Consider the following 20227-nt stretch of genomic DNA (forward strand, 5'->3'; position numbering starts at 1 on the left):
GCTGTCTCCTCACTCGGGATGGGTCGGATGGGATGCGGGAACGGGTCGGCCGCGCAGCCCGAGCCGGGACGTCATGCCCAGCAGGGCACACACTCCGGGCCGGCCGTACTGGATCGCGATCGCGACCGGGACCGCCGCCGCGGTCGCCGTCAGCACCAGGCGGGTCCACGCCGGAGCGTGACCGCCCGCGCCGGTGCCGGCGTAGAGAAGAAACATCAGCAGTACGACCCGGAGCCGACGCAGACCGGGAAGTTCGGTGAGCTGGGCCATGCCTCGATCATTGGCGCGCGACACCCCCGGACGCATCACGTGATCGCGCCATTGGCGCGGGTCGGATCCCGGACGCCGCAGGCCATTCCGCCCAATCGCGCCGGTTCGTCGATCTGGTCGCCGGTCCCTGACGCCATGGCTAGGCTCGGTCGCAGGACGGCTTGTCGACGCGCCTGGTAACAACCGGGGAGAACGCCCTTGTCCGAATCATCAGCCGACGCCGGCACGCACCCGGCCGACCACACCGCCGCCGACGCCGAGCAGCGACGACACCGGCTGTTCGCCACGGCGGACCAGCTCCGGCGCGCCGGGCGCGGGATGGAGGCGCTGCACGTCCTGGCAGCGGAGATCGCGACCAGTCGCAGCGGCGAGCGCCACCGCGCCCACCTGCTCGGCCGCCTCGCGCAGACCGTGGCACTGGAGCCACCGACCACCGCTCTGGCCGGGCTACGGGAGGCGCTGAACCTCCGGTTGGACGCCCGCAGCCGCAGCACGGTGCTCGCCCTGGTCGCCACCATCGCGGCCCGCACCGGGCACCCCGACGCCGATGCCCTGCTCCGCGACGCGGGCACCGCGCACGCCGCGTCGGGTGACCAGTCGTCCGCTCGGCACCTCGCGCTCGGCCGGGCCGGCCGGGCACTCACGCACGGCGACCTGCCGGGCGCCCAGGCCGTGTTGGCCGCCCTGAACCCGGAGTCCTGGGCGGCACGAGCCGACGCCCCGTCCATCCGGGCCGAACGGATCCTCGTGCAACTCGGCCTGGGACGGCACCAGGACGCCGGGACCGCGACCCGCCCGACGCCCGACGAGACCGACGTCTCGCTCACCGGGCTGACCGCGCTGGACTGCCTGCGCATGGTGGCCGTGGGAGAGCTGCCCGAGGCGGCCGCGCTTGCCGTCACCACGCTCAGCTCCGGCGCGGCGGAGATCAGCAGGGAGGTACGTGCCCTGTTGGTGGCGGTGATCGGCGAGGTCCGCTACCGCCGTGGCGAGCACGACGACGCCCGTGCCATCCTGCGCTCCTGCCTCGCCGAGGACCGATGGCCGGACCGTACGATGTGGACTCCGGCGTGCTGCGTGGCGGTTCGCGACCCCGCCCTCGGTGCTCCGGCGGGCCTGCTCACCAGGGTCGTCGCCGACCTGCACCGGTCGGTCCGGCCGCTCCTGCCGGTGCCGCACTTCGGCCCCCGACTGGTACGTGCCGCGGTGGCCGCCGACGACACCCGGGCCGCCCGTCGGGTCACCGAGCTTGTCGAGCTGGTGTCGACCCGTACGCCGGTGCCGCTGTGGCGCGCGTTGGCGGACCAGGCCCGAGGGTTGCGCGACGGTGACCCGGACGCGCTCCGCTCGGCTGTCGACGGGCTGCGCACCACCGCCGCCCGGCCGGCGTTGGCCGATGCGTTGCTCGACCTGGCGAACAGCCCTGGCGCGCGGTCCGGGGAGGCGCGCGACGCCGCGCACGAGGCGGCTGCCCTCTACGCCCGGATCGGCGCCCCCGGCGACCAGGCGATCGCCGACCGGCGCTGCGCCGACCTCGCCGCCACCCCGCGCCACCGGCCCTCGATGGACGAGCTGCCGAGCCGGGGCATCGACGCGCTCACCCCCGCCGAGGAACGGGTGGCCGAGATGCTCGCCGCCGGCGCCACGAAGAAGGAGGCGGCCAGGAGCCTCTTCGTCTCCTTCCACACCGTGGACACCCAACTCCGCTCCATATATCACAAGCTGGGCATTCACAATCGGATGCAGTTGGCGCGGGCCTGGGAACGGGCCGGACGATAATCAGCCGATGACCGCGCCAGCCGACCTGACCCCGCTCGCCGAAGCCGTGGAGTGCGAATTCATGTACTCCTACGAGTCGCAGGCGCCCGGGCCCGCGTACGCCGATCTCGGGATCGCGACCACCCGCATCGGCGGCGGTGTCGCCCTGGCCATGCGCAACGATCCCTCCGGCGGTTACTGGAGCAAGGCTCTCGGCTTCGGCACCACCGAGCCGTTCACCGTGCAGACCCTGGACCGTGTCCTGGACTTCTACCGGGAGCAGGGCGTCCACCAGGCCGTCCTCCAGCTCGTACCCTCGGTGCTGCCCGCCGGTTTCGACGAGGTCGCCGCCGCGCGCGGGCTGGAGCCGGGAAGCACCTGGGTCAAGCTCGCCGCCCGACCCGGCGACGTGGCCGCCGCGCGGACCCGCCTCCGCGTCGGCCCGGTGCCGGCCGCCGAGGCGACGCGCTGGGCCGACGTGCTGCTCACCGGGTTCGGCATGCCGGCCGGTGGGCTCACCGACATGCTGGCCGCGACCGTCGACCAGCCCGCGTGGCGACCCTACGCGGCCTGGGACGACGCCGAGCTGGTCGCGGGCGGCAACCTGTTCCTGCACGGCGAGGCCGCGTCGCTGAACGCCGCCGCGACGGCCGCCGGTCACCGTGGCCTCGGGGCGCAGTCCGCGCTGATCGCCGCCCGCGCCCGGGCCGCTGCCGAGGCGGGCTGCCGGTGGCTGTTCGCCGAGACCGGCAAGCCCGCGCCCGGCCAGCAGAACCCGTCGCTGAACAACATGCGCCGCGCCGGGCTGGTGCCGCTCTACGAACGCCGCAACTGGGTCTGGCGAGCAGCGTCCTGAGCCCGCTCCCCCGCCGTCACTTCTCGCTGTCCAGCAGGGCCATCATGGCGGTGGCGTACCGCTGGCCGGAGGCGGCGCCGGCCGGCACGGCCCGCTCGATCTCGTCCGTCGCGTCCTGGTCGAGCACCACGTCGACCGCGGCCAGCGACTCGGTGAGCCGGTCCCGCCGCCGCGCCCCGACCAACGGCACGATGTGGTCGCCCTGCGCCGCCACCCAGGCGATCGCCACCTGGCTGGTGGTCGCCCCCAGCCGCTGCGCGACCCGGCCGAGCGCGTCCACCAGACGCAGGTTCGCGGCCAGGTTCTCGCCCTGGAAGCGTGGGCTGTTCGCCCGGAAGTCCGTGCCGGTCAGCTCACGCTCCGCCGACCAGTGGCCGCTGAGCAGCCCTCGGGACAGCACCCCGTAGGCGGTCAACCCGATGCCCAGCTCCCGCAAGGCCGGCAGGATGGTGGCCTCGGGGCCACGGGAGAGCAGCGAGTACTCGATCTGGACGTCGCTGATCGGGGCCACCGCCGCGGCCCGGCGGATGCTGTCCGCGCTCACCTCGGAGAGCCCGATGTGCCGGATGTAGCCGGCCTGCTGCATCTCCAGCAGCGCGCCCACGGTCTCCTCGACCGGCACCTGCGGGTTCAGCCGCGACGGCCGGTAGATGTCGATGTGGTCGGTGCCCAGCCGGCGCAGCGAGTACGCCAGCCGGTCCTTCACCGCCGCCGCCGACACGTCGTACGGTGCCGCCTGGAAGCCGCCGTCGGGGGTGCGGCGGGCACCGAACTTCACGCTGAGCACCACCTCGTCGCGGCGGCGCTCCCGCAGCACCCGGCCGATCAACATCTCGTTGTGACCCGACCCGTAGAAGTCGGCGGTGTCGATCAGGTTCACCCCGGCGTCGATCGCCGCGTGCAGCGTCGCGACGCTCTCCGCCTCGTCGGCCGGCCCGTACAGGTCGGACATGCCCATCGCGCCGAGCCCGATGATCGACACCTCCGGCCCGGAGGCACCCAACCGTCGCCGTCGTAGACCCGTCATGTCCCTCGTCTCCTTCGGTCGTCGTCGCGGTGCGTCGTGGTGTCCGGCCACCGCTGTGTACGCTGTGTCCATATAAACAGCAAGTAGACAGCGTGTCCATATAACCGGGAGGACCAGTGGCCGACCTCACGCCGGACGTCCAGCCGCCAGCACGCCGTGGTCGCGGCCGCCGGCCCACCGATCAGGTACGCGCGGAGATCCTCACGGCCGCCGGCGAACTCCTGCTGGCCGAGGGCATGGCCGGCTTCACCATCGAGAAGGTCGCGGCCCACGCCGGGGCCAGCCGGATGACCATCTACAAGTGGTGGCCCTCCAGGGGAGCGCTCGCCCTGGACGGCTACTTCACCGTCGTCGCGCCCACCCTGGCCTTCCCGGACACCGGCGACATCGTCGCCGACCTGACCCACCAGCTCGTCGCCTTCGTCCACCTCGTGCGGGACACCACCGCCGGGCGGGTCATCAGCCAACTCATCGGGCAGGCGCAGACCGACCCGGAGCTGGCGGCCGCCTACCGCGAGCGCTACTCCGCGCCCCGCCGGGCCCTCGCCGTCGAGACCCTCACCCGGGCCACGGCCCGGGGTCAGCTACGCGCCGACATCGACAGCGAATCGGTCGTCGACCAGCTCTGGGGCGCCTGCTACCACCGGCTGCTCATCGGCGACCTGCCGCTCACCGAGGACTTCGCCCGCACCCTTGTCGACAACCTCGTCCGTGGGCTGCGCTGACCGGCAACCCGTCACGGCGCGTCGCCACGCCACGGGTCGACCGGGCCTCGCGGCTGGTCACCACGCAGGGTGATCCGGTGTACGACCCGCCGCGCGCCGCCATAGTCGCGGTTGGCGTAGTGCGCGGTGCTGCGGTTGTCCCACATCGCCAGGTCGCCCGGCCGCCAGCGGTGCCGCACCAGGTGCTCCGGCTTGGTGAGGTGGGCGTAGAGCAGGTCCAGGATCGCCCGGCTCTCGGCCTCCGACACGCCCACGATGTGCGAGGTGAAGCCAGGGTTGACGAAGATGCCCCGGCGGCCGGTCTCCGGGTGGACGCGTACGACGGGGTGCTCCACCGGATCCAGTCGGGTGACCGTCTCCCCCTCCCACACACTGCCCCGGCCACCACGACGCTGCGCGAGGTAGTAGCCGAACTCCCGGTTGCCGTCGTGTACGGCGACCAACTGGTCCACCAGCCGCCGCACCGGTTCGGCGAGGGAGTCGTAAGCGAGTTGACTGTCCGCCCAGGTCGTGTCGCCGCCGCTGGGCGGCAGCGTCACCGCACGCAGGATCGAGCCGAGCGGCGGACGGGCCACGAAGGTCACGTCGGTGTGCCAGACGTCGGCGAAGCCGTTGTCCGCGCTGTCCAGCGCGTACACCTCGGGGTGTCTCTCGTCGACACCACCGACCACCGGATGCGAGGCGGTCAGCTCGCCGAGCCGGCGGCCGAGGCGTACCTGGCCGTCGTCGTCGAGACGTTGGTCGGCGAAGAACAGGACCTTACGGTCCACAAGCGCGGCGCGTACGGCCGTGAGTTCGGAGTCGGTGGCGTCGTGCAGGTCCAGGTCCCGCACCTCGGCCCCGAAGTGCGGGCCGAGCGGCTCCAGCGCCAGTTTCACGAGCGTGTCGGTCATGACGGTGCCCTTTCGTTCTCAGGCGATGCGGCGGCGCGTACGGCGTGGCCGATGGTGGCGCGCAGGGCCGCGTACTCCGGTGAGCCCCGCAACTCGTCCGGCTCGACGCCGGTGCGTGGTAGGTCGACGTCGAGGTCGAGGGCCACCCGACCGGGCCGGTGGGTCAGCACGATCACCCGACTGCCGAGAAACACGGCCTCGTCCACGCTGTGCGTGACGAACACACACGTACGGCCGGATTCCGCGCTGACCTGGCGCAGGTCCTCCTGCAACCGTTCCCGGGTCAACGCGTCGAGGGCCGCGAACGGCTCGTCGAGCAGCAGCAGCGGGTTGTCCACGGCCAGTGCCCGCGCGATGGCCACCCGCTGTTGCTGGCCGCCGGAGAGCTGCCAGGTGCGGCGGTGCGCCATGTGCGGCAGGCCGACCCGGTCCAGCAGCGCGGACACCCGGCGGGACCGCTCCGGGCGGGGCACACCGGCGTAGCGCAGCGCCAGCCCGACATTGCCGCCGACAGTCTTCCAGGGCAGCAGTCGGGGCTGTTGGAAGACCAGCCCGGCGTTACGTCCCGGCACCGGCGGCCGGCCGGCCGCGCTCACCGTGCCGGCCGTCGGCTTCTCGAAGCCGGCGATCAGCCGCAGCAGCGTCGTCTTGCCGCAGCCTGAGGCCCCCACGATCACCAGGAAGGCGCCCGGTGGTACGCGGAGGTCGACCGGGCCGAGGGCGGTGACGGCGGCCGACCCGCTGCCGTAGGTGTGGGTGACCTCGCGGACCTCGACCGCGGTGTCAGGGTTGGAGGACATTCGGCAGACCCTTGGTGTAGATCGCGGCCTCGAACACCGACCGGTCCGGGATCGCGTCGATCTTCTTCTGACCCTTGAGGAAGACCGCCGCGTTGTAGAGGTTCTCGGCGAGTGCGCCGACCTTCTCGGGCGAGCCCAGCCACTCGGGGCCGGCCAGGTCGGCGGGCTTGAGGAACACGCCCTGACTGAGCTGGTGCTGGGCTGCGGCGGTGTCCAGGTTCAGCTCGCGACCCACGGCGGTAGCCGCTGCGGTCGGGTCGCTCGCGATGAGGTCGAGGGCCTTCGCCTCGGCCTTGCGCCACGCGTCGACAGCCTCCGGGTGCGCGTCGGCGAAGGCGGTGGCCACCACGCCGAGATCCAGTGTGGGCTTGCCTGCGGTGGCCAGCTCCCGGCTGCTCACCAACACCTTCCCGGTCTTCTTCAGCTCGTCGAGCGACGGCAGCCAGGAGTACGCGGCGTCGAGGTCACCCCTGGTCCAGGCGGCGAGGATGTCCTGCGGCTCCAGGTCGACAAGGGTCACCTCGCTCTCCTTCACTCCGGCCCGCTCCAGGGCTGCGAGCAGACTGAAGTGCGCGGTCGACGCGAATGGCGTGCCGATCTTCTTGCCCCGCAGGTCGGTGACGCTTGCGACATTGGTGCCGGTGCGGGCCACCAGCGCCTCGTTGTCGCCGGCGACGTCGAGGACGAAGGCCACCTGGTAGGGCAGGTTCAGGGGTGCCGACAGGCCCCGCGCGACCGGGCTCGAGCCGATCGCGGCGATATCCACGCTGCCGGCCGCGAACGCGGTGTTGATGCTCGCACCGGAGTCGAACTTGGTCCAGGTGATCTTGTAGTCGGGCAGTGCCTTCTCCAGCAGTTGCTGGTTCTTCACGATCAGGTCCCCGCTCGGGAACGCCTGGTACGCGAGCCGGAGACTCTTGCGCTGCGGGTCACCACCGCCGCTGGCGGCACCGTCGCCGCAGGCCGCGAGTGGTACGGCGGCAGCGAGCAGAGCGGCCACGATGAAGATGCTGGGAATCGGTCTACGCACGGTTCGCCCATTCTGAGAGGTGGTGGAGAGCGCGGGTCAACTTCGACCGCGCCAGGGAACGAGCCGGTCCTCGGCGGTGCGCAGCAGTGCGTCGATGAGGAGGCCGGACAGGCCGATGGCGAACAGCCCGAGCACCACCACGTCGGTCTGCGAGTACCGTTGCGCGTCGCGGACCATGCCGCCGATGCCCGGCACGCCGTTGATGGTCTCGGCGGCGACCACCGACGAGTACGCGATGCCCACGGCCAACCGGATGCCGGTGAAGATCTCCGGCAGCGCGTGCGGCAGCACCACGTCGCGGGTGACCGCCCAGCGGCCGCCGCCAAGCGCCCTGGCCGCCTCGACGAGGGTGGCGGGTGCCGCCTTGACGGCGGAGGCGGTGGCGACCGCGACCGGGGGCAGCGCGGCGATGGACAGCAGCCACAGCTTCGGCGTCTCGTCGATGCCGAACCAGATGATGAACAGGCTGAAGTACGCAAGTGGTGGCAGCGCGCGGACGAAGGTGACGACCGGCTCGGTCGCGACCCGCGCCCAGGTGACGGTGCCCATCACCAGGCCGAGCACCAGCCCGGCGGCCACGCCGACCACCGACCCGATCAGGATGCGGCGCAGACTGACGCCGAGGTGCTCGACGAGGAGGTGACCGCTGTAGCCGCGAACGCCGTCGTGGGTGGTGGAGGTCTGCACCAGGCGGTCCCACACCGCCCCCGGTGAGGGTATGAACGTGGGGTTGTCGGTGAACACCGCGAGGATCTGCCAGAGGGCCAGTAGGGCCAGCAGGGAGACGACGCGGAGCGCGGTGCGTCGCCTCCAGCCGGCCCGCCGCTGTGCGCGCGGCGGGGGTGCCGGTGGTGCCGCGCCACTGTCGGTGGACACGGTCTGTACTGCGGAAACAACTGTCACGGCTTCTCCCGATCACGATGACCTACTATTCCTACAGCTTTGGTGGGGTATCCACAAGGGACCGCCCACTGCGTGGAACCAGAGGCCGGACACGGCCATCTCGCGCGTCGACGCGGTGAGGTGGCGGGGCCGTCGCACGCCACCTGAAGCGTGCGCGCCGCAGGCGGCCCTCGCCCCGGAAGCGGAAACGGTGCTGCCGGTGAGTCGTCGTGATGACTCACCGGCAGCACGCCGATCGATAGGAGCTCGACCCGTCGTCCCACACTCACTCCGGCGGCGTGGCCCCCGACTGCTCGCTCACCAGGTAGGCCGCGTACCAGTCGGGCCAGTTGTCGTCCCGTTGTCCGGTGCGTTTCTCGTGCTCACCGTGGGCTTCGGCCGCACGTCGCAGCGCGCTCGCCAGGTCGCTCGTGGAGCCGAACGACGTCAGGCCGCCCTCGACGCGTCCGGGGAGCCTGGTCGTGATCTCCTGCATCAGCCAGGTGTTGCCGTCCGGGTCGCGGAACGTGGCGCGGGAGAAGTAGCTGCGCCCCTCCGGGTCCGGCCCGTCGACCGGGCCGTCCGGGCTGACGTGGAAGACGTCGCCGACCTCGACACCGGCCGCGACCAGAGTGTCGTGTGCCGCCTCGACGTCGTCCACGACCAGGTACGCCATGGCCGAGCCGGTTGCCCCAGGGGTGAGCCCGGGACCGAACTGGACGGAGCACCCGGAGCCGTGCGGCGTCAACTGGACGATGCCGGGCGGGGTCTGGTCGAGCCGCCACCCGAGCCGTTGGTAGAACGCCTTCGCCCGGTCGACATCCGAGACCGGGATGACGACCACCTCCAGCTTGACGTCGAGGCTCTCGATGCGCGACGTCGCACTCGCGCCGCCCTGGTCAACCTTCGGGCTCATCGCCGCTCCCTTCCTGATCATCACGCGACTGATCGCGTTCCCTGCCCGATGCCGGCTTCCCGGCCTCAGCCGGACCCGGTTCTGGTGGCCCGGCGCAGCCCCAGCAGGGCGACCAGGGCGAGGAGGATGACGGCGACGGAGTACTCGTCGGCGGTCCGTGGGACGCCACCGGCGTAGACCACGAGGAACCCGGCGATCACCGTGGGCAGACCGAAGCCGACGTAGCAGACGACGTAGAGCACGGAGAGCACGCTTGAGCGCTGGTGCGCCTCGACACGTGGCATGACCGTCTTGAGGCTGCCCTGGAAACCGCTGCCGAAGCCCACGCCACCGAGCGCGAGCCCCACGAAGAAGCCCGGGATGGACTCCGCCATGACCGACACCAACGTGACGATCATGCCCAGGATGAGCGCGACGATCCCGGTCAGGATCACGGTCCGGGCGGCGGTCTTGCGCTGGACCAGGACGGCTGCCGACCCGAAGACGGCGAAGACGAAGAGGACCAGGCCGCCGACCACGATCGACGTGTTCATGAGACTGCGCACGAGCGCCGGGCCGAGCGCGCCGAAGAACCCGGCAAGTGCCCAGACCGAGAAGAGCACCGGGACGACGACCAGAACCGGTTGGCGTACCTCACGGGGCAGCGCGATGTCCGGCCGGAGGCTGCGACGTGCGCCGGCCATGGGGGTGACCGTCTCCGGCATCAGCGTGACGCCCACGACCTGGATCAGCAGGACCACGAGCAGCACGATGTACACCAGCCGCGTCGGCGCGGGCAGGTACTGGATGAGCAACGCCGAGAGCAGGGCGCCGCTTCCGGTGCCGATGCCGGGGGCGAGGGAGTTGGCGAGCGTGCCCCGGGCACGGTCGATGTCGAGCATGGCGGCGCCCACCGCGCCGGTGGCGGCGCCGGCGGCCAGGCCCTGCACAAGACGGGCGATCAGCAGGGACGCGACGCCGTTGGCGAAGATGAAGACGACGAGCGCGAGCATCTGCACCACGATCGCGACGACCAGCACCGGCCGCCGGCCGACATGGTCGGACAACTTGCCGAACGTGAGCAGCGACGCGAGCACCGCGAGCGCGTAGACGGCGAACACCACGGTGGTGGTGACCGGCGAGAAGTGCCAGCGTTCCTGGTAGGTGCCGTAGAGCGGGGTCGGCGCTGCCGACGCGGCCAGGAACGACACCAGGATCGACGCCAGCAGCACCAGGGAGGCAGCCGGCGAGAGTCGGGCCCGCCCTGAGTTCGACATGTCGGTGCTCCTCGGCTGCGCGGCAGAGCGGTCTGGCCCGGACGTTTCGCCAGCCCGGGGCCATCGCGGCGTACCCGGCACGCGCCGTCACATGCCCGCTCGACCCGGATCGCCGTGGTCCGTCGCCAGGTGCGCCGAGGAGCAGGGGGTACGGTGCCCGGCTCAGCCCTCGGCGTCCTGACCGGTCGCCGGGAGGCTCGCCACGGCACGGGTCAACGCGTCCCTGAAGTCGCGGTACCGGTCGGCGCCGAGCGTGTCGGCGAGTTGCTGCTCGATCAGGCGCACGAAGCCGTCGGAGGCCGTCATGAAGCTGAGACCCCGATCCGTCGGCACGATCAACTTCGCCCGCCGGTCGGCCGGGTCGGGCGTACGCCGGACGTAGCCCAGCCGCTCCAACTCGTCGAGGATCGCCCCCATCGTCTGCTTGTTGCGGCCGGCCAGCCGGGCCAGTTCGCCGGGGCGGGTGCCCTCGGCGTCCAGGTACGCGAGGACCGCGCCGTGGCGGGGCCGGACATCGTCGAACCCCTGCTCCCCCGAGCGTCGGAAGATCTCCCGCTGGACGCGCACGGAGAGCTGCACGGCAAGGATCCCGAGGTCGGGCTCCTGCTCCTTCAGTGTGCTGCGCTTCATAATTTGGTCCAATCATTGGACTGTACAAGTTATGGACTATATCGTCGCTGGCGGCGACCGGTGGTCCTTCCTCGGTCCGCCTGACCGAGAGGATGACCATGACCATTCTGGTAACCGGGGCAAACGGCACCGTGTCGCGGGACGTGCTGCGGGAGCTGGCCGGCAGGCAGCCGGTCCGCGCCCTCGTCCGGGACGTGTCCCGCACGCCGAGGCTCGACGGGGTCGAGTACGTCGTCGGCGACCTGGACCGCCCCAGCACGCTGACCCCGGCGTTCGAGGGCGTGACGACCCTGTGGCTGCTGATGCCGATGGGTCCTCTGGCGCCGAGCCAGAGCATGAACGCGGTGTGGGCGGCCCGGCAGGCCGGCGTGCAGCACATCGTCCGACTCTCCGCGATCGGCGCCGCGCACGACGCACCCACCCGCAACGGCCGCCTGCACGCACTCTCCGACGCGGAACTACAGGAGTCGGGCATCCCCTGGACGATCCTGCGACCGAGTCACTTCATGCAGAACCTGCTCGGCGCCAAGGCCGGTGAACACCTCTACGGCCTCTTCGGTGCCGCGCGCGTCGGCCTGATCGACGCCCGGGACATCGCCGCCGCCGGAGCGGCGATCCTCACCGCACCGCAGCAGCACGCGGGCATGATCTACACGCCCACCGGCCCGGAGCGCATCACCCTGGACGAGGCGGCCGACGAGATCGCCCGGGCGCTCGGGCAACCGGTGCGCTACGTGCCGCAGAGCCCGGAGCAGACGCGCGACGGCCTGCTCCAGGCCGGCCTCGACCAGTGGTCGGCAGAGGTCCTCGCCGAGTACCGGGTCGCCTACGGCTCCGGGTGGGGTGACTTCACCAACGACCACGTCGCACGGGTCACCGGCCGGCAGCCGCGGACCTTCGCCGAGTTCGTCCGCGACCACCGCGAGCACTTCGCACGCCTCTGACCCCGTCGACAGGTCGGCACGGTGCCCTCCGGCGCGATCGCGCCGGAGGGCGCCGCCGTGCATGCCCGGCCTACCCCCTACACCTCGGGGTGACCGAAGAGCCCGGGCAACCCACCGCTGTGCAGGAACACGACCCGCTCGCCGCGCGGGAAGCTGCCGGCCAGCAGCGCTGCCATCGCCCGGCCGGTGTACGTCGGGTCCAGGAACACGCCCTCCGTCCGCGCGGTCAGCTCCAGCGCCGCCCGGACGGCGTCGGTGAACGTTCGGTACCCCGCGCCGACCTGGGTGCCGTCGATCCGCAGCGCCTCCGGCTCGACCTCACCGACGAGCAACCCGGCGACTGTCGCCCGCGGGTCCGGCACAGCGCCGACATCCACGCCGATCACCCGCTGCGGGCCCAGCTCCCGCACCAGCCCGGCCATCGTCCCGCCCGAGCCGAGCGCCGTCACGACCTCCACCCCGTCGACGGTCGGCAACTGGGCTCGCAGCTCCCGAGCGCAGTCCACGTAACCCTGGACCGACGCGGGAGAGGTGCCGCCGAACGGGATGACGTACGCCGATCGTCGCTCCGCCTCGACCGCCACCACCTCGGCGGGCGGACGGTCCCCGGTCCAGACGATCTCCGCGCCGGCGAGCCTGTCGAGCAGCAGGTTGCCTCGCGGGCTCTCCGGGGGCGGGCCGGCGAGCACCAGCACGCAGGAGAGACCGAGCCGCGCGGTCGCGGCCGCGGTGAGCCGGGCGTGGTTGCTCTGCGGCGCACCCGAGGTGACGACCGTGGTGGCGCCGGCGGCGATCGCCTGCGCGCACGCGTACCGCAGTTTGCGGATCTTGTTGCCGCCGGCGCCCAGGCCGGTGAGGTCGTCGCGCTTGAACCAGAGCTCGGCCAACCCCAGCCGGGCGGCGAGCCGGGGCGCGGCCTCCAACGGCGTCGGCCAGGTACCGAGGGGAACGGGTGTGATCATCCGTTCAGCTAAGCACTACGCGCCCAGGCTGCCCGGGGCAGCGGGCCGACGTCCGAGTGCCGACCGGGACGCAGTGCCGCGTGCCGCTGCCCGGGTCCCGCCCCATCCCGGGCGGCGAGCGCGTCGGCCACCACTCCGGTGGCGAACGCGTAGATGGACTTGTGCAACACGTCGATGGCGAACTCGGAGCGGGGCCAGGTAAGCGGAGGGGCGCCCACACCTGTGGCGTTCTCCAGGATCTGGTCGTTGCTCAGCCGCAGGGCGGTGAACATCGTCGACGCCCACGCCCCGCGCAGCCCGGCCTGGGCCATGACGCTGCGCAGCACGCCGACCAGCACGCCCTGGCCGTAGTGCATCGTCAGGTTCTGCCATCGGGGCGGCTGCCCGGAGGACTCCGGCAGGCCGGTCAGCCGGGCCAGGACCCGGGCCGGCACGTAGGAGTCTGGTCGACCGGTCACCCGCTGTTCGACCTTCTCGGCAGCCGTCATCACCGCCGCCCCGGCCAGACCCGCCACCAGCCCTTGCCACACCGCTTTCTTCAGCATGTGCGGCCCCTTCCCCCCGAGCGGTCGTCTACACCCCGGGATGCCGCCGGGCCGGTGCTCGGACGCCTGCGCCGTGCCGTCTCCCCCGGGTAGCGTGGACGGTCATGGCCACCAGTGCCGACGTACGCCGGGAACTCGCCAGCCTCGCCGACCCACGTCGCGCCGAGGCATCGAGCCGGTTCCTGCAGATGGTCCCGGGCGGCTACGGGGCGGGCGACCGGGCCCTCGGCGTCTCCGTGCCCGACCAGCGCAGGGTTGCCGCCCGTTTCTGGCGTGAGCTGTCGCTGGCCGAGACGACGAAGCTGCTCACCAGCGACGCGCACGAGGAGCGGCTGACCTCGCTGCTCATCCTGGTGCGGAGGTTCAGCAGGGGCGACGAGCCGGAGCGAGGCGAGGTCTTCCACACCATCCTGGCCAACACCTGCCGCATCAACAACTGGGATCTGGTGGACTCGTCCGCGCCGTACATCGTCGGCCCCTGGTTGATCGACAAGGACCGGAGCGTGCTGGATCGGTTGGCCGAGTCGAGCCTGGTGTGGGACCGGCGCATCGCGATCATGGCGACCTTCGCCTTCATCAGGGCCGACGACTTCGAGTGGACCTTTCGAATCGGCGACCGTCTCCTGCTCGACCCGCACGACCTCGTCCGGAAGGCGGTGGGCTGGATGCTGCGCGAGGTGGGCAACCGGGACAGAGCGGCGGAGGAGGAGTTCCTCGCCCGCCGCTACCGGGTCATGCCACGGGTCATGCTGCGGTACGCGATCGAGAAGTTCGAACCGCAGCGTCGCCGCGCGTACCTGTCCGGTGCCCTCTAAATGGCGTCAGCCGGTGGGATGGGGAAGTTCCGGTTGAAGACGTTGTCCGGGTCGTACGTGGCCTTGACGGCGCGCAGCCGGCCGAGGGTGGGCTCAGGCCAGGCGTCCAGCAGTCGAGCCGGGTCGGTGTCGCTCTCGAAGCTGAGGTACAGGCCGTCGAGGTGCGCGTACAGCCCGGCCCAGAGCTTGTCGAGCTGACGCCTGCGGTCGGGGACCGTGGCGGCGAGTACCGAGAAGTTCTGCCTCCGGTGCGGGTAGGCGGTCGCGTCGCGGGCGACGTCGTTCACCGCCCCGCCGACCGACCGGAGCTGCATGATCATCACATCGCCAGACTGGATCATGTGCTCCATCAGGTCGGCCGCCTCCGGCGTGACGTGGCGCAGCAGACCGCTGCGGGTGTCTCGCAGCCCCTGCCCCCGATGCTGGTTGCCGGGCGGCGCGACGATCGCCGGGTACGGCACGAGCTGTGCCTGCTGGTCGAGGATCGGCCCGATCTCCAGGAACGGACTCAGGGCGGACTGCGCCGCCTCGACGTCGTCACCGGCGTAGACGAGCGTGACCTGCGCGGTCGGCGGGTTGCCACGCCGGCCGGGAAAGAGCGAGAGGAAGCTCGTCAGCTCCCGGGGCGCGTCCTCGACGAGCTGCCCCCAGCGACGCAGCAGGTGGGCGGTGTCGGTCGCGTCCGCGACCAGTTGGGCGAAGACGACGGTGTCCACCTCGTACGCCTCCAGCTCGAGCGCGGTGACCACACCGAAGTTCCCGCCGGCGCCCCGGACGGCCCAGAACAGGTCGGGGTGGCGCTCGTGGTCGACCCGCAGCAGGCGACCGTCCGCGGTGACGATCTCGGCGGCGACGACGTGGTCGATGGTCAGGCCGTGCCGACGCACCAGGTATCCGACGCCGCCGGTGGTGGCGAGACCACCGACGCCCACGTCCCCGTAGTCGCCCGAACTCACGGCCAGGCCGTACGGGGCGAGCGCCCGGGCCACGTCACCCCACCGGGCACCGGGCTCCAGTCGCACCCGGCGGGTCGCCCGGTCGAGCACCTCGACCCTGTTCATCCTCGACATGTCGATGACGACTCCCCCGTCGTTCGTCGACCGTCCGCTGATGCCGTGTCCGCCGCTGCGCACCGACAGCGGGACATCCTGCGTCCGGGCGTACGACACGGCCTCGACCACCTCGGCGGCGTTCTGCGGGCGGATCACCAGGGCCGGCGATCCCTGCCAGCTGTAGGTGTGGCGCACACCCTCGTACTCCGGATCACCGGGCTCGACGGACCGCGCGGCAAGCGACGCGGGCAGCGCGTCGTAGTCGAGAGCCGGGTGTCGTTCGGCGAGCGCGACGCTCGTGCGGGCCGGGCCGGCGTCGACCCCGCCCCCCGCGCGCTCCCTGGCGACCGCCGCCCGCAGCGCGGGGGCGATCTCCTGCCCGAGGGTCTGGATGAGGCGCGGGTCGTCGCGGCCGATCAGGAAGGTGCTGAAGCCCTCGTCGAGGACCAGCGGAAGGAGCTGGTCGACCCACTGCCCGGCCGGCCCCTGGAGGAAGCCACGGTTGCGCGACGAGACGTCGACGGTGAACAGGTTGAGCAGCCGCCGGATCTCCCGAGGCTCGCGGCCCGCGGCGAGGGCCGCCTCGTCGATGAGCCGGTTGGCGGTCACCCGGTCCGGAGACCGCAGGTATTCCAGGGTCGGGAGCCAGCCGTTGGCCTTCTGGCCGGTCAGGGCCAGCATCTTCGGCTGGTACGCGCCGAGCCAGATGTCGATGTCATGCGCCGGCTTCGGACCGCGCTGCATGCCGGGTACGGGGTAGTACCTCCCGTCCAGCCGCAGCGGCCCGTCGGCGGTGTCGTCCCAGACGCCGCGCAGCACGTCGATCGCCTCCCGCAGGGCGGCGACTCCCTGCCCCGGGGTCAGCCGACGGGCTCCCATGCCCTCGACGCCGTCCCAGAACGCGCCAGCGCCGAGACCCAGGTCGAACCGGCCGTGCGAGAGCCGGTCCAGGCTGGCGGCGGCTCTGGCCAGCACGGCGGGCGGGCGCAGCGGCAGGCTGAGGACGTTTCCCGAGATCCGTAGCCGCTCGGTGCGGGCGGCCACCCAGCTCAGCAGGGTCCAGGTGTCGAGCAACGCCGCGTTGTAGGGGTGGTCCTGGAAGGTGACCAGGTCCAGCCCGGCTGCCTCGGTCAGCTCGGCCAGCGCCACCACCTGATCCGGGTCGTGCACGCTCGGCGTCAGGAAAGACCCAAACCGGAGTTCGTGCCCGTAGTCCGACATCGCTTCACCATCCACGCAATCGTTTGGTCAACCCATCATGTGTTCGGTCTATCGTTTGTCGCACAACACTTCTGTTCTGCCGCTCATTCCTGGGGTCCCACGGTGCCGAGGATGATCAACCTGCCGACCACTAGCATCGGGACATGGCCGCGACCGACCCCTGCGAGCTGCCGGCCGACCGCAGACGCGGCTCGAATTTCGGCTGGTCACTGGGCATGGTGCTGCGCCGCTGGCAGGAGCGCGTCGAGGAGCTGCTGCGGGACCTGCCGCACGGCAGCAGGGGCTACCACATCCTGGCCGTCGTGGTGCACGAGGAGGTGCCCACGCAGGTTGCCCTGGCCGCCCGCCTGGCCATCGACCGCAGCGTTCTGACGTACGTCATCGACGATCTGGAGAACGCCGGCCTCATCGAGCGCAGGCGTGCTCCCCAGGATCGGCGCGCCCGACGGATAGTCGCCACCGAACGCGGTCGTCAGACGCTCGACGAGGCCGAACGGCGCGTCGCCCACGCCGAGGACCACGTGCTGGGCGGGCTGCCCGAGGAGCAGCGTGACGTCCTTCGCGACCTCGCCGCCCGCGCCGCCGAGGCGATCCACGTCGCCGCACCCGCCACCGACCCCTGCGTGGCGGTGCAGAGCGTCCTCCCCTCGGCCGACCAACCCGGCTGACCCGCACCGTCCCTCCCGCGAGGGAGTGACGTCCCCTGCCAGCGGGGTTCGCCGACCGCGGTACGCCGGAAGGATCGGCGCATGACGACATCGACATCGACAGCGATCGTCGGTCGGACCGTCCATGGCCTGACGTACGCGGTGCTCGGCTGGGCCGTGGCATACGGGGGCGTACGTCTGGCGTGGACGGTCGGCGACGCCCCGGAGTTCGGGCGGTTGGGGCTGGACCTGCTCGGCTTCACCGGCTGGTGGTCGGTGGCGCTGTGCGCGGCAGCCGGCGGGCTGGCGGTCGCCCTGGACCGGGTGGCGACCTGGCGGCCGGCGCTGGCGGGGCTCGCCTGGGCCGTCGCCGGAGCGCTCGTCGCGGCGGCCGCGATCCTGCTGCCGGAGCTGGTGGGCTTCCTGCTGTTCACCGTCGGCCCGTTCTTCGACCCGGTGGCGTTCGCCAGCCGCGTCGGTTGTGTCACCGGAGCGGTCCTGCTCGCGCTTGCCACCGCGCGCTACCAACGACGTACCCGCGGCGACTGTCCGGGCTGCTGCCGGACGGTCCGACCGGGTACGCGACGCACGACACCCGCGCAATGGGCGCGCTGGGCCGCGTGGGCCGCGGTGGGTGGTCTCGTGACCCGCTTCGCGGCACAGTTCGTGGTGGGGTTCGACCGCGTCGACCAGAGCGCCTCGCTGCTCGCTTTGGAGATCGGCCTGGTGCTGGCCGGGGTGCTGTTGCCGCTCGCGCTCGTGCACCACTGGGGCGAGGTCTGGCCGGGCTGGGTGCCGCTGCTCGCCGGCCGAACGATTCCACGCCTCGTGCTGCTGGTGCCCGGCTTCGGGCTCGGCGCGGGCATCGTGGCCTACTTCGGCATGGGCATGGTGCAGGTGACGACGGGATCGCACAGCGAGTTCTCCGACGCGTTCCTGTGGGTGGCGATGTCGGCGTACCTCGTCATGGGGCTGGGTCTGGTCGTCGCGTCCACCGACTACCACCTGCGCACCCGCAGGCCCTGCGGCGCCTGCGGGCGGTGACGGGGCCGTCGACCCCGGGCCTGCGACATTGACAGGAATCGTTGGACGAATTAACTTTCTGAATCAAGCACCTGGGAGCGCTCCCAATCACTCACCGTCCACCCAGCACTCGATCTCGCCACCGACGAGCCCTCCCGAGGCGTGGATGCCACCACCATTCGAGGAGGAGCTTCATGAGAAGGAGAGTGACCAACACCGCCCTGGTGTCGGTCGGCGCCGTGCTGCTGGCATCGGCAGCGGTCGCCGTGTCGGTGCCGGCGGGGGCCGCCGCCGGCTGCTCGGTCGACTACAGCGTGTCGTCGCAGTGGCAGGGCGGCTTCGGCGCCAACGTCACCATCACCAACCTCGACGAGGCGGTGACGAGTTGGACGTTGACCTGGAACTACAACGCCGGACAGACCGTCTCGCAGGCGTGGAACACGACGCTGACCCAGAGCGGCACGGCCGTCACCGCCAAGAACGTCAGCTACAACGGGGCCATCCCCACCAACGGGACGGTGTCGTTCGGTTTCAACGGCTCGTGGACCGGCAGCAACCCCAGTCCAACGATCTTCGCCTTGAACGGAGTGGGCTGCACCGGTGGCACCGAACCGACCCCGACGCCCACGACGACGACGCCGACGCCGACGCCCACCACCCCACCCCCGAACGGGCCGGCCGACATCACGGTGAACAGCGCGACCCGCTACCAGACGGTCGACGGCTTCGGGGCCGCGCAGTCGATCTGGGGTAGCGCCTGGTCGACGACGGACACGCAGACCCTCGTCGGCATGGGCGCCAACCAGTTGGGGCTGTCGATCGTGCGGACCGGCCTGTCGCCGGTCTCCACCGAGTGGACTACGCACGTGAACTCGTTGAAGACGGCGAAGTCCTACGGATCGAACGTGAAGATCCTCGCGTCGCCGTGGACCGCGCCGGCCGCGTGGAAGACCAACAACAGTCGGGTCAACGGCGGAAAGCTGAAAACCGACTACTACGACGACTACGCCAACCATCTCAACAGCTACGTGCAGTACATGCGGGGTCAGGGCGTGCCGATCGACGTCACCTCGGTGCAGAACGAGCCCGACTGGCACCCGGACTACGACTCGATGGACTGGAGCGGCACCGAGCTGCGCACCTTCGTCCGCGACCAGGGCACGAAGGTGCAGAACACCAAGCTGATGGTCGCCGAGGCGGTGAACCTGAACTACAACTTCACCGACCCGACCCTGAACGACGCGACCGCCCGCAACAACATCGGCTATATCGGTGGGCACCTGTACGGCACCGAGGAGTCGGGCCGGCTGCGGCCGTACTCGCTGGCCCAGCAGTACAACAAGCCGGTGTGGATGACCGAGTGGAACCTGCACGCCGCTGACGGCGGCGGCTCCAACATCTGGGGCAACCCGGCCAACACCACGGTGTGGAACGAGACCCTCGACGACATCATGCGCACCGTGCACAAGTCGATGGAGGCCAACTGGAACGCCTACATCTGGTGGTACGGCAAGCGCTACTACTCCTTCATCGGTGACGGCGAGTCGGCATACGGCACCGTCGCGGGCGCCCCGCTCAAGCGCGGGTACGCCTTCTCCCAGTACGCGAAGTACGTGCGCCCCGGCTACCAGCGGGTCGCCCTGACGAAGAGTTCGAAGGCCTCCCCGCTGGAGGTGACCGCCTACCAGGGGGACGGAAAGATCACCCTGGTGATCCTCAACCGCTCCAACAGCGCGGTCAACAACGCAGTGGTCCAGGCCCCGCAGAACGTCACCCGGGCCGAGCACTACCTCACCTCGGTGAACGCCAACGCGGCCAGCCAACCGACCACGGTCAACGGCGGTCAGGCCACCATCAACGTCGGCGCCCGCAGCATCTCCACCCTCGTGTTCACCCTCTGAGAGGTCCGCTCGGCCGCCGGCACGAGCGGCGTCGCGGGTGCCCCGGCCACACGCCGGGGCACCCGCTCGCCGGC

20 protein-coding genes are annotated in these 20227 nt (G+C 71.4%); 8 read left to right on the top strand and 12 right to left on the bottom strand.

All coding sequences use genetic code 11. The annotated features are described in order from the left end of the window. Positions 1 to 9: 9 nt before the first annotated feature. Positions 10 to 270 (bottom strand): hypothetical protein, encoded by a 261-nt coding sequence (locus AB0C15_RS11165; RefSeq protein ID WP_357351044.1) that lies wholly within the window; start codon positions 268 to 270, stop codon positions 10 to 12. Positions 271 to 468: 198 nt separating this feature from the next. Here AB0C15_RS11165 and AB0C15_RS11170 point away from each other — a divergent pair, with 198 nt between their 5' ends. Further along, positions 469 to 2049 carry a helix-turn-helix transcriptional regulator gene (locus AB0C15_RS11170; RefSeq protein ID WP_357351045.1) on the top strand — a complete coding sequence of 527 codons (1581 nt, stop codon included), beginning with the start codon at positions 469 to 471 and terminating at the stop codon, positions 2047 to 2049. Between the two features lie 7 nt (positions 2050 to 2056). Then, positions 2057 to 2884, top strand: a complete 828-nt coding sequence (locus tag AB0C15_RS11175; protein WP_357351046.1) for a hypothetical protein — start codon at positions 2057 to 2059, stop codon at positions 2882 to 2884. A gap of 16 nt (positions 2885 to 2900) precedes the next feature. Here the strand turns inward: AB0C15_RS11175 and AB0C15_RS11180 are convergent, their stop codons facing one another. Next, the gene (locus tag AB0C15_RS11180) at positions 2901 to 3911 is read right to left on the bottom strand and encodes an aldo/keto reductase (protein ID WP_357351047.1); all 1011 of its coding nucleotides are present in this window, start codon (positions 3909 to 3911) and stop codon (positions 2901 to 2903) included. 116 nt (positions 3912 to 4027) lie between these two features. Between AB0C15_RS11180 and AB0C15_RS11185 the strand changes: the two genes are divergently transcribed. After that, positions 4028 to 4636, top strand: coding sequence for a TetR/AcrR family transcriptional regulator (locus AB0C15_RS11185; protein ID WP_357351048.1), 609 nt, complete (start codon positions 4028 to 4030; stop codon positions 4634 to 4636). Between the two features lie 11 nt (positions 4637 to 4647). Here the strand turns inward: AB0C15_RS11185 and AB0C15_RS11190 are convergent, their stop codons facing one another. The 7 genes from AB0C15_RS11190 to AB0C15_RS11220 form a co-directional block, all read right to left on the bottom strand. Next, positions 4648 to 5529, bottom strand: coding sequence for a TauD/TfdA family dioxygenase (locus AB0C15_RS11190; protein WP_357351049.1), 882 nt, complete (start codon positions 5527 to 5529; stop codon positions 4648 to 4650). Continuing rightward, positions 5526 to 6329, bottom strand: a complete 804-nt coding sequence (locus tag AB0C15_RS11195) for an ABC transporter ATP-binding protein (RefSeq protein WP_357351050.1) — start codon at positions 6327 to 6329, stop codon at positions 5526 to 5528. The genes AB0C15_RS11190 and AB0C15_RS11195 overlap by 4 nt, the downstream gene beginning before the upstream one ends. Next, a complete protein-coding gene (locus AB0C15_RS11200; RefSeq protein WP_357351051.1) occupies positions 6313 to 7359 on the bottom strand; it encodes an ABC transporter substrate-binding protein in 1047 nt (348 codons plus the stop codon). The genes AB0C15_RS11195 and AB0C15_RS11200 overlap by 17 nt, the downstream gene beginning before the upstream one ends. Positions 7360 to 7395: 36 nt before the next feature. Next, on the bottom strand, positions 7396 to 8235 hold the full coding sequence (locus AB0C15_RS11205) for an ABC transporter permease (RefSeq protein WP_357351052.1): 840 nt from the start codon (positions 8233 to 8235) through the stop codon (positions 7396 to 7398). A 292-nt stretch (positions 8236 to 8527) separates the two neighbouring features. Continuing rightward, positions 8528 to 9157, bottom strand: coding sequence for a VOC family protein (locus AB0C15_RS11210; protein WP_357351053.1), 630 nt, complete (start codon positions 9155 to 9157; stop codon positions 8528 to 8530). 65 nt (positions 9158 to 9222) lie between these two features. Next, positions 9223 to 10413 carry an MFS transporter gene (locus tag AB0C15_RS11215; RefSeq protein WP_357351054.1) on the bottom strand — a complete coding sequence of 397 codons (1191 nt, stop codon included), beginning with the start codon at positions 10411 to 10413 and terminating at the stop codon, positions 9223 to 9225. Positions 10414 to 10575: 162 nt separating this feature from the next. Next, a complete protein-coding gene (locus tag AB0C15_RS11220; protein ID WP_357351055.1) occupies positions 10576 to 11055 on the bottom strand; it encodes a MarR family transcriptional regulator in 480 nt (159 codons plus the stop codon). 86 nt (positions 11056 to 11141) lie between these two features. On the opposite strand from AB0C15_RS11220, the gene AB0C15_RS11225 reads away from it, so the two are divergent. Further along, on the top strand, positions 11142 to 11987 hold the full coding sequence (locus AB0C15_RS11225; protein ID WP_357351056.1) for an NAD(P)H-binding protein: 846 nt from the start codon (positions 11142 to 11144) through the stop codon (positions 11985 to 11987). A 77-nt stretch (positions 11988 to 12064) separates the two neighbouring features. Here the strand turns inward: AB0C15_RS11225 and AB0C15_RS11230 are convergent, their stop codons facing one another. Together AB0C15_RS11230 and AB0C15_RS11235 are read right to left on the bottom strand one after the other, a co-directional pair. Beyond that, positions 12065 to 12949, bottom strand: a complete 885-nt coding sequence (locus AB0C15_RS11230; RefSeq protein WP_357351057.1) for a pyridoxal-phosphate dependent enzyme — start codon at positions 12947 to 12949, stop codon at positions 12065 to 12067. An 8-nt stretch (positions 12950 to 12957) separates the two neighbouring features. Further along, the gene (locus AB0C15_RS11235) at positions 12958 to 13494 is read right to left on the bottom strand and encodes a hypothetical protein (RefSeq protein WP_357351058.1); all 537 of its coding nucleotides are present in this window, start codon (positions 13492 to 13494) and stop codon (positions 12958 to 12960) included. Positions 13495 to 13598: 104 nt separating this feature from the next. Here AB0C15_RS11235 and AB0C15_RS11240 point away from each other — a divergent pair, with 104 nt between their 5' ends. Further along, the gene (locus AB0C15_RS11240; protein WP_357351059.1) at positions 13599 to 14309 is read left to right on the top strand and encodes a DNA alkylation repair protein; all 711 of its coding nucleotides are present in this window, start codon (positions 13599 to 13601) and stop codon (positions 14307 to 14309) included. Here AB0C15_RS11240 and AB0C15_RS11245 read toward each other — a convergent pair. Continuing rightward, positions 14306 to 16582 carry an LLM class flavin-dependent oxidoreductase gene (locus tag AB0C15_RS11245; protein ID WP_357351060.1) on the bottom strand — a complete coding sequence of 759 codons (2277 nt, stop codon included), beginning with the start codon at positions 16580 to 16582 and terminating at the stop codon, positions 14306 to 14308. The two genes, AB0C15_RS11240 and AB0C15_RS11245, sit on opposite strands and share 4 nt — an antisense overlap. 143 nt (positions 16583 to 16725) lie before the next feature. Between AB0C15_RS11245 and AB0C15_RS11250 the strand changes: the two genes are divergently transcribed. The 3 genes from AB0C15_RS11250 to AB0C15_RS11260 all read left to right on the top strand — a co-directional run bounded on the left by AB0C15_RS11250 (position 16726) and on the right by AB0C15_RS11260 (position 20153). Beyond that, on the top strand, positions 16726 to 17250 hold the full coding sequence (locus AB0C15_RS11250; protein WP_357351061.1) for a MarR family winged helix-turn-helix transcriptional regulator: 525 nt from the start codon (positions 16726 to 16728) through the stop codon (positions 17248 to 17250). 81 nt (positions 17251 to 17331) lie between these two features. Then, positions 17332 to 18273 (top strand): hypothetical protein, encoded by a 942-nt coding sequence (locus AB0C15_RS11255; RefSeq protein WP_357351062.1) that lies wholly within the window; start codon positions 17332 to 17334, stop codon positions 18271 to 18273. Positions 18274 to 18446: 173 nt separating this feature from the next. After that, positions 18447 to 20153, top strand: a complete 1707-nt coding sequence (locus AB0C15_RS11260) for a cellulose binding domain-containing protein (RefSeq protein ID WP_357351063.1) — start codon at positions 18447 to 18449, stop codon at positions 20151 to 20153. Positions 20154 to 20227: the final 74 nt, after the last annotated feature.

Origin of the sequence: Micromonospora sp. NPDC048835, from assembly GCF_040649995.1 — a bacterium.
Classification (GTDB): Bacteria; Actinomycetota; Actinomycetes; order Mycobacteriales; family Micromonosporaceae; genus Micromonospora.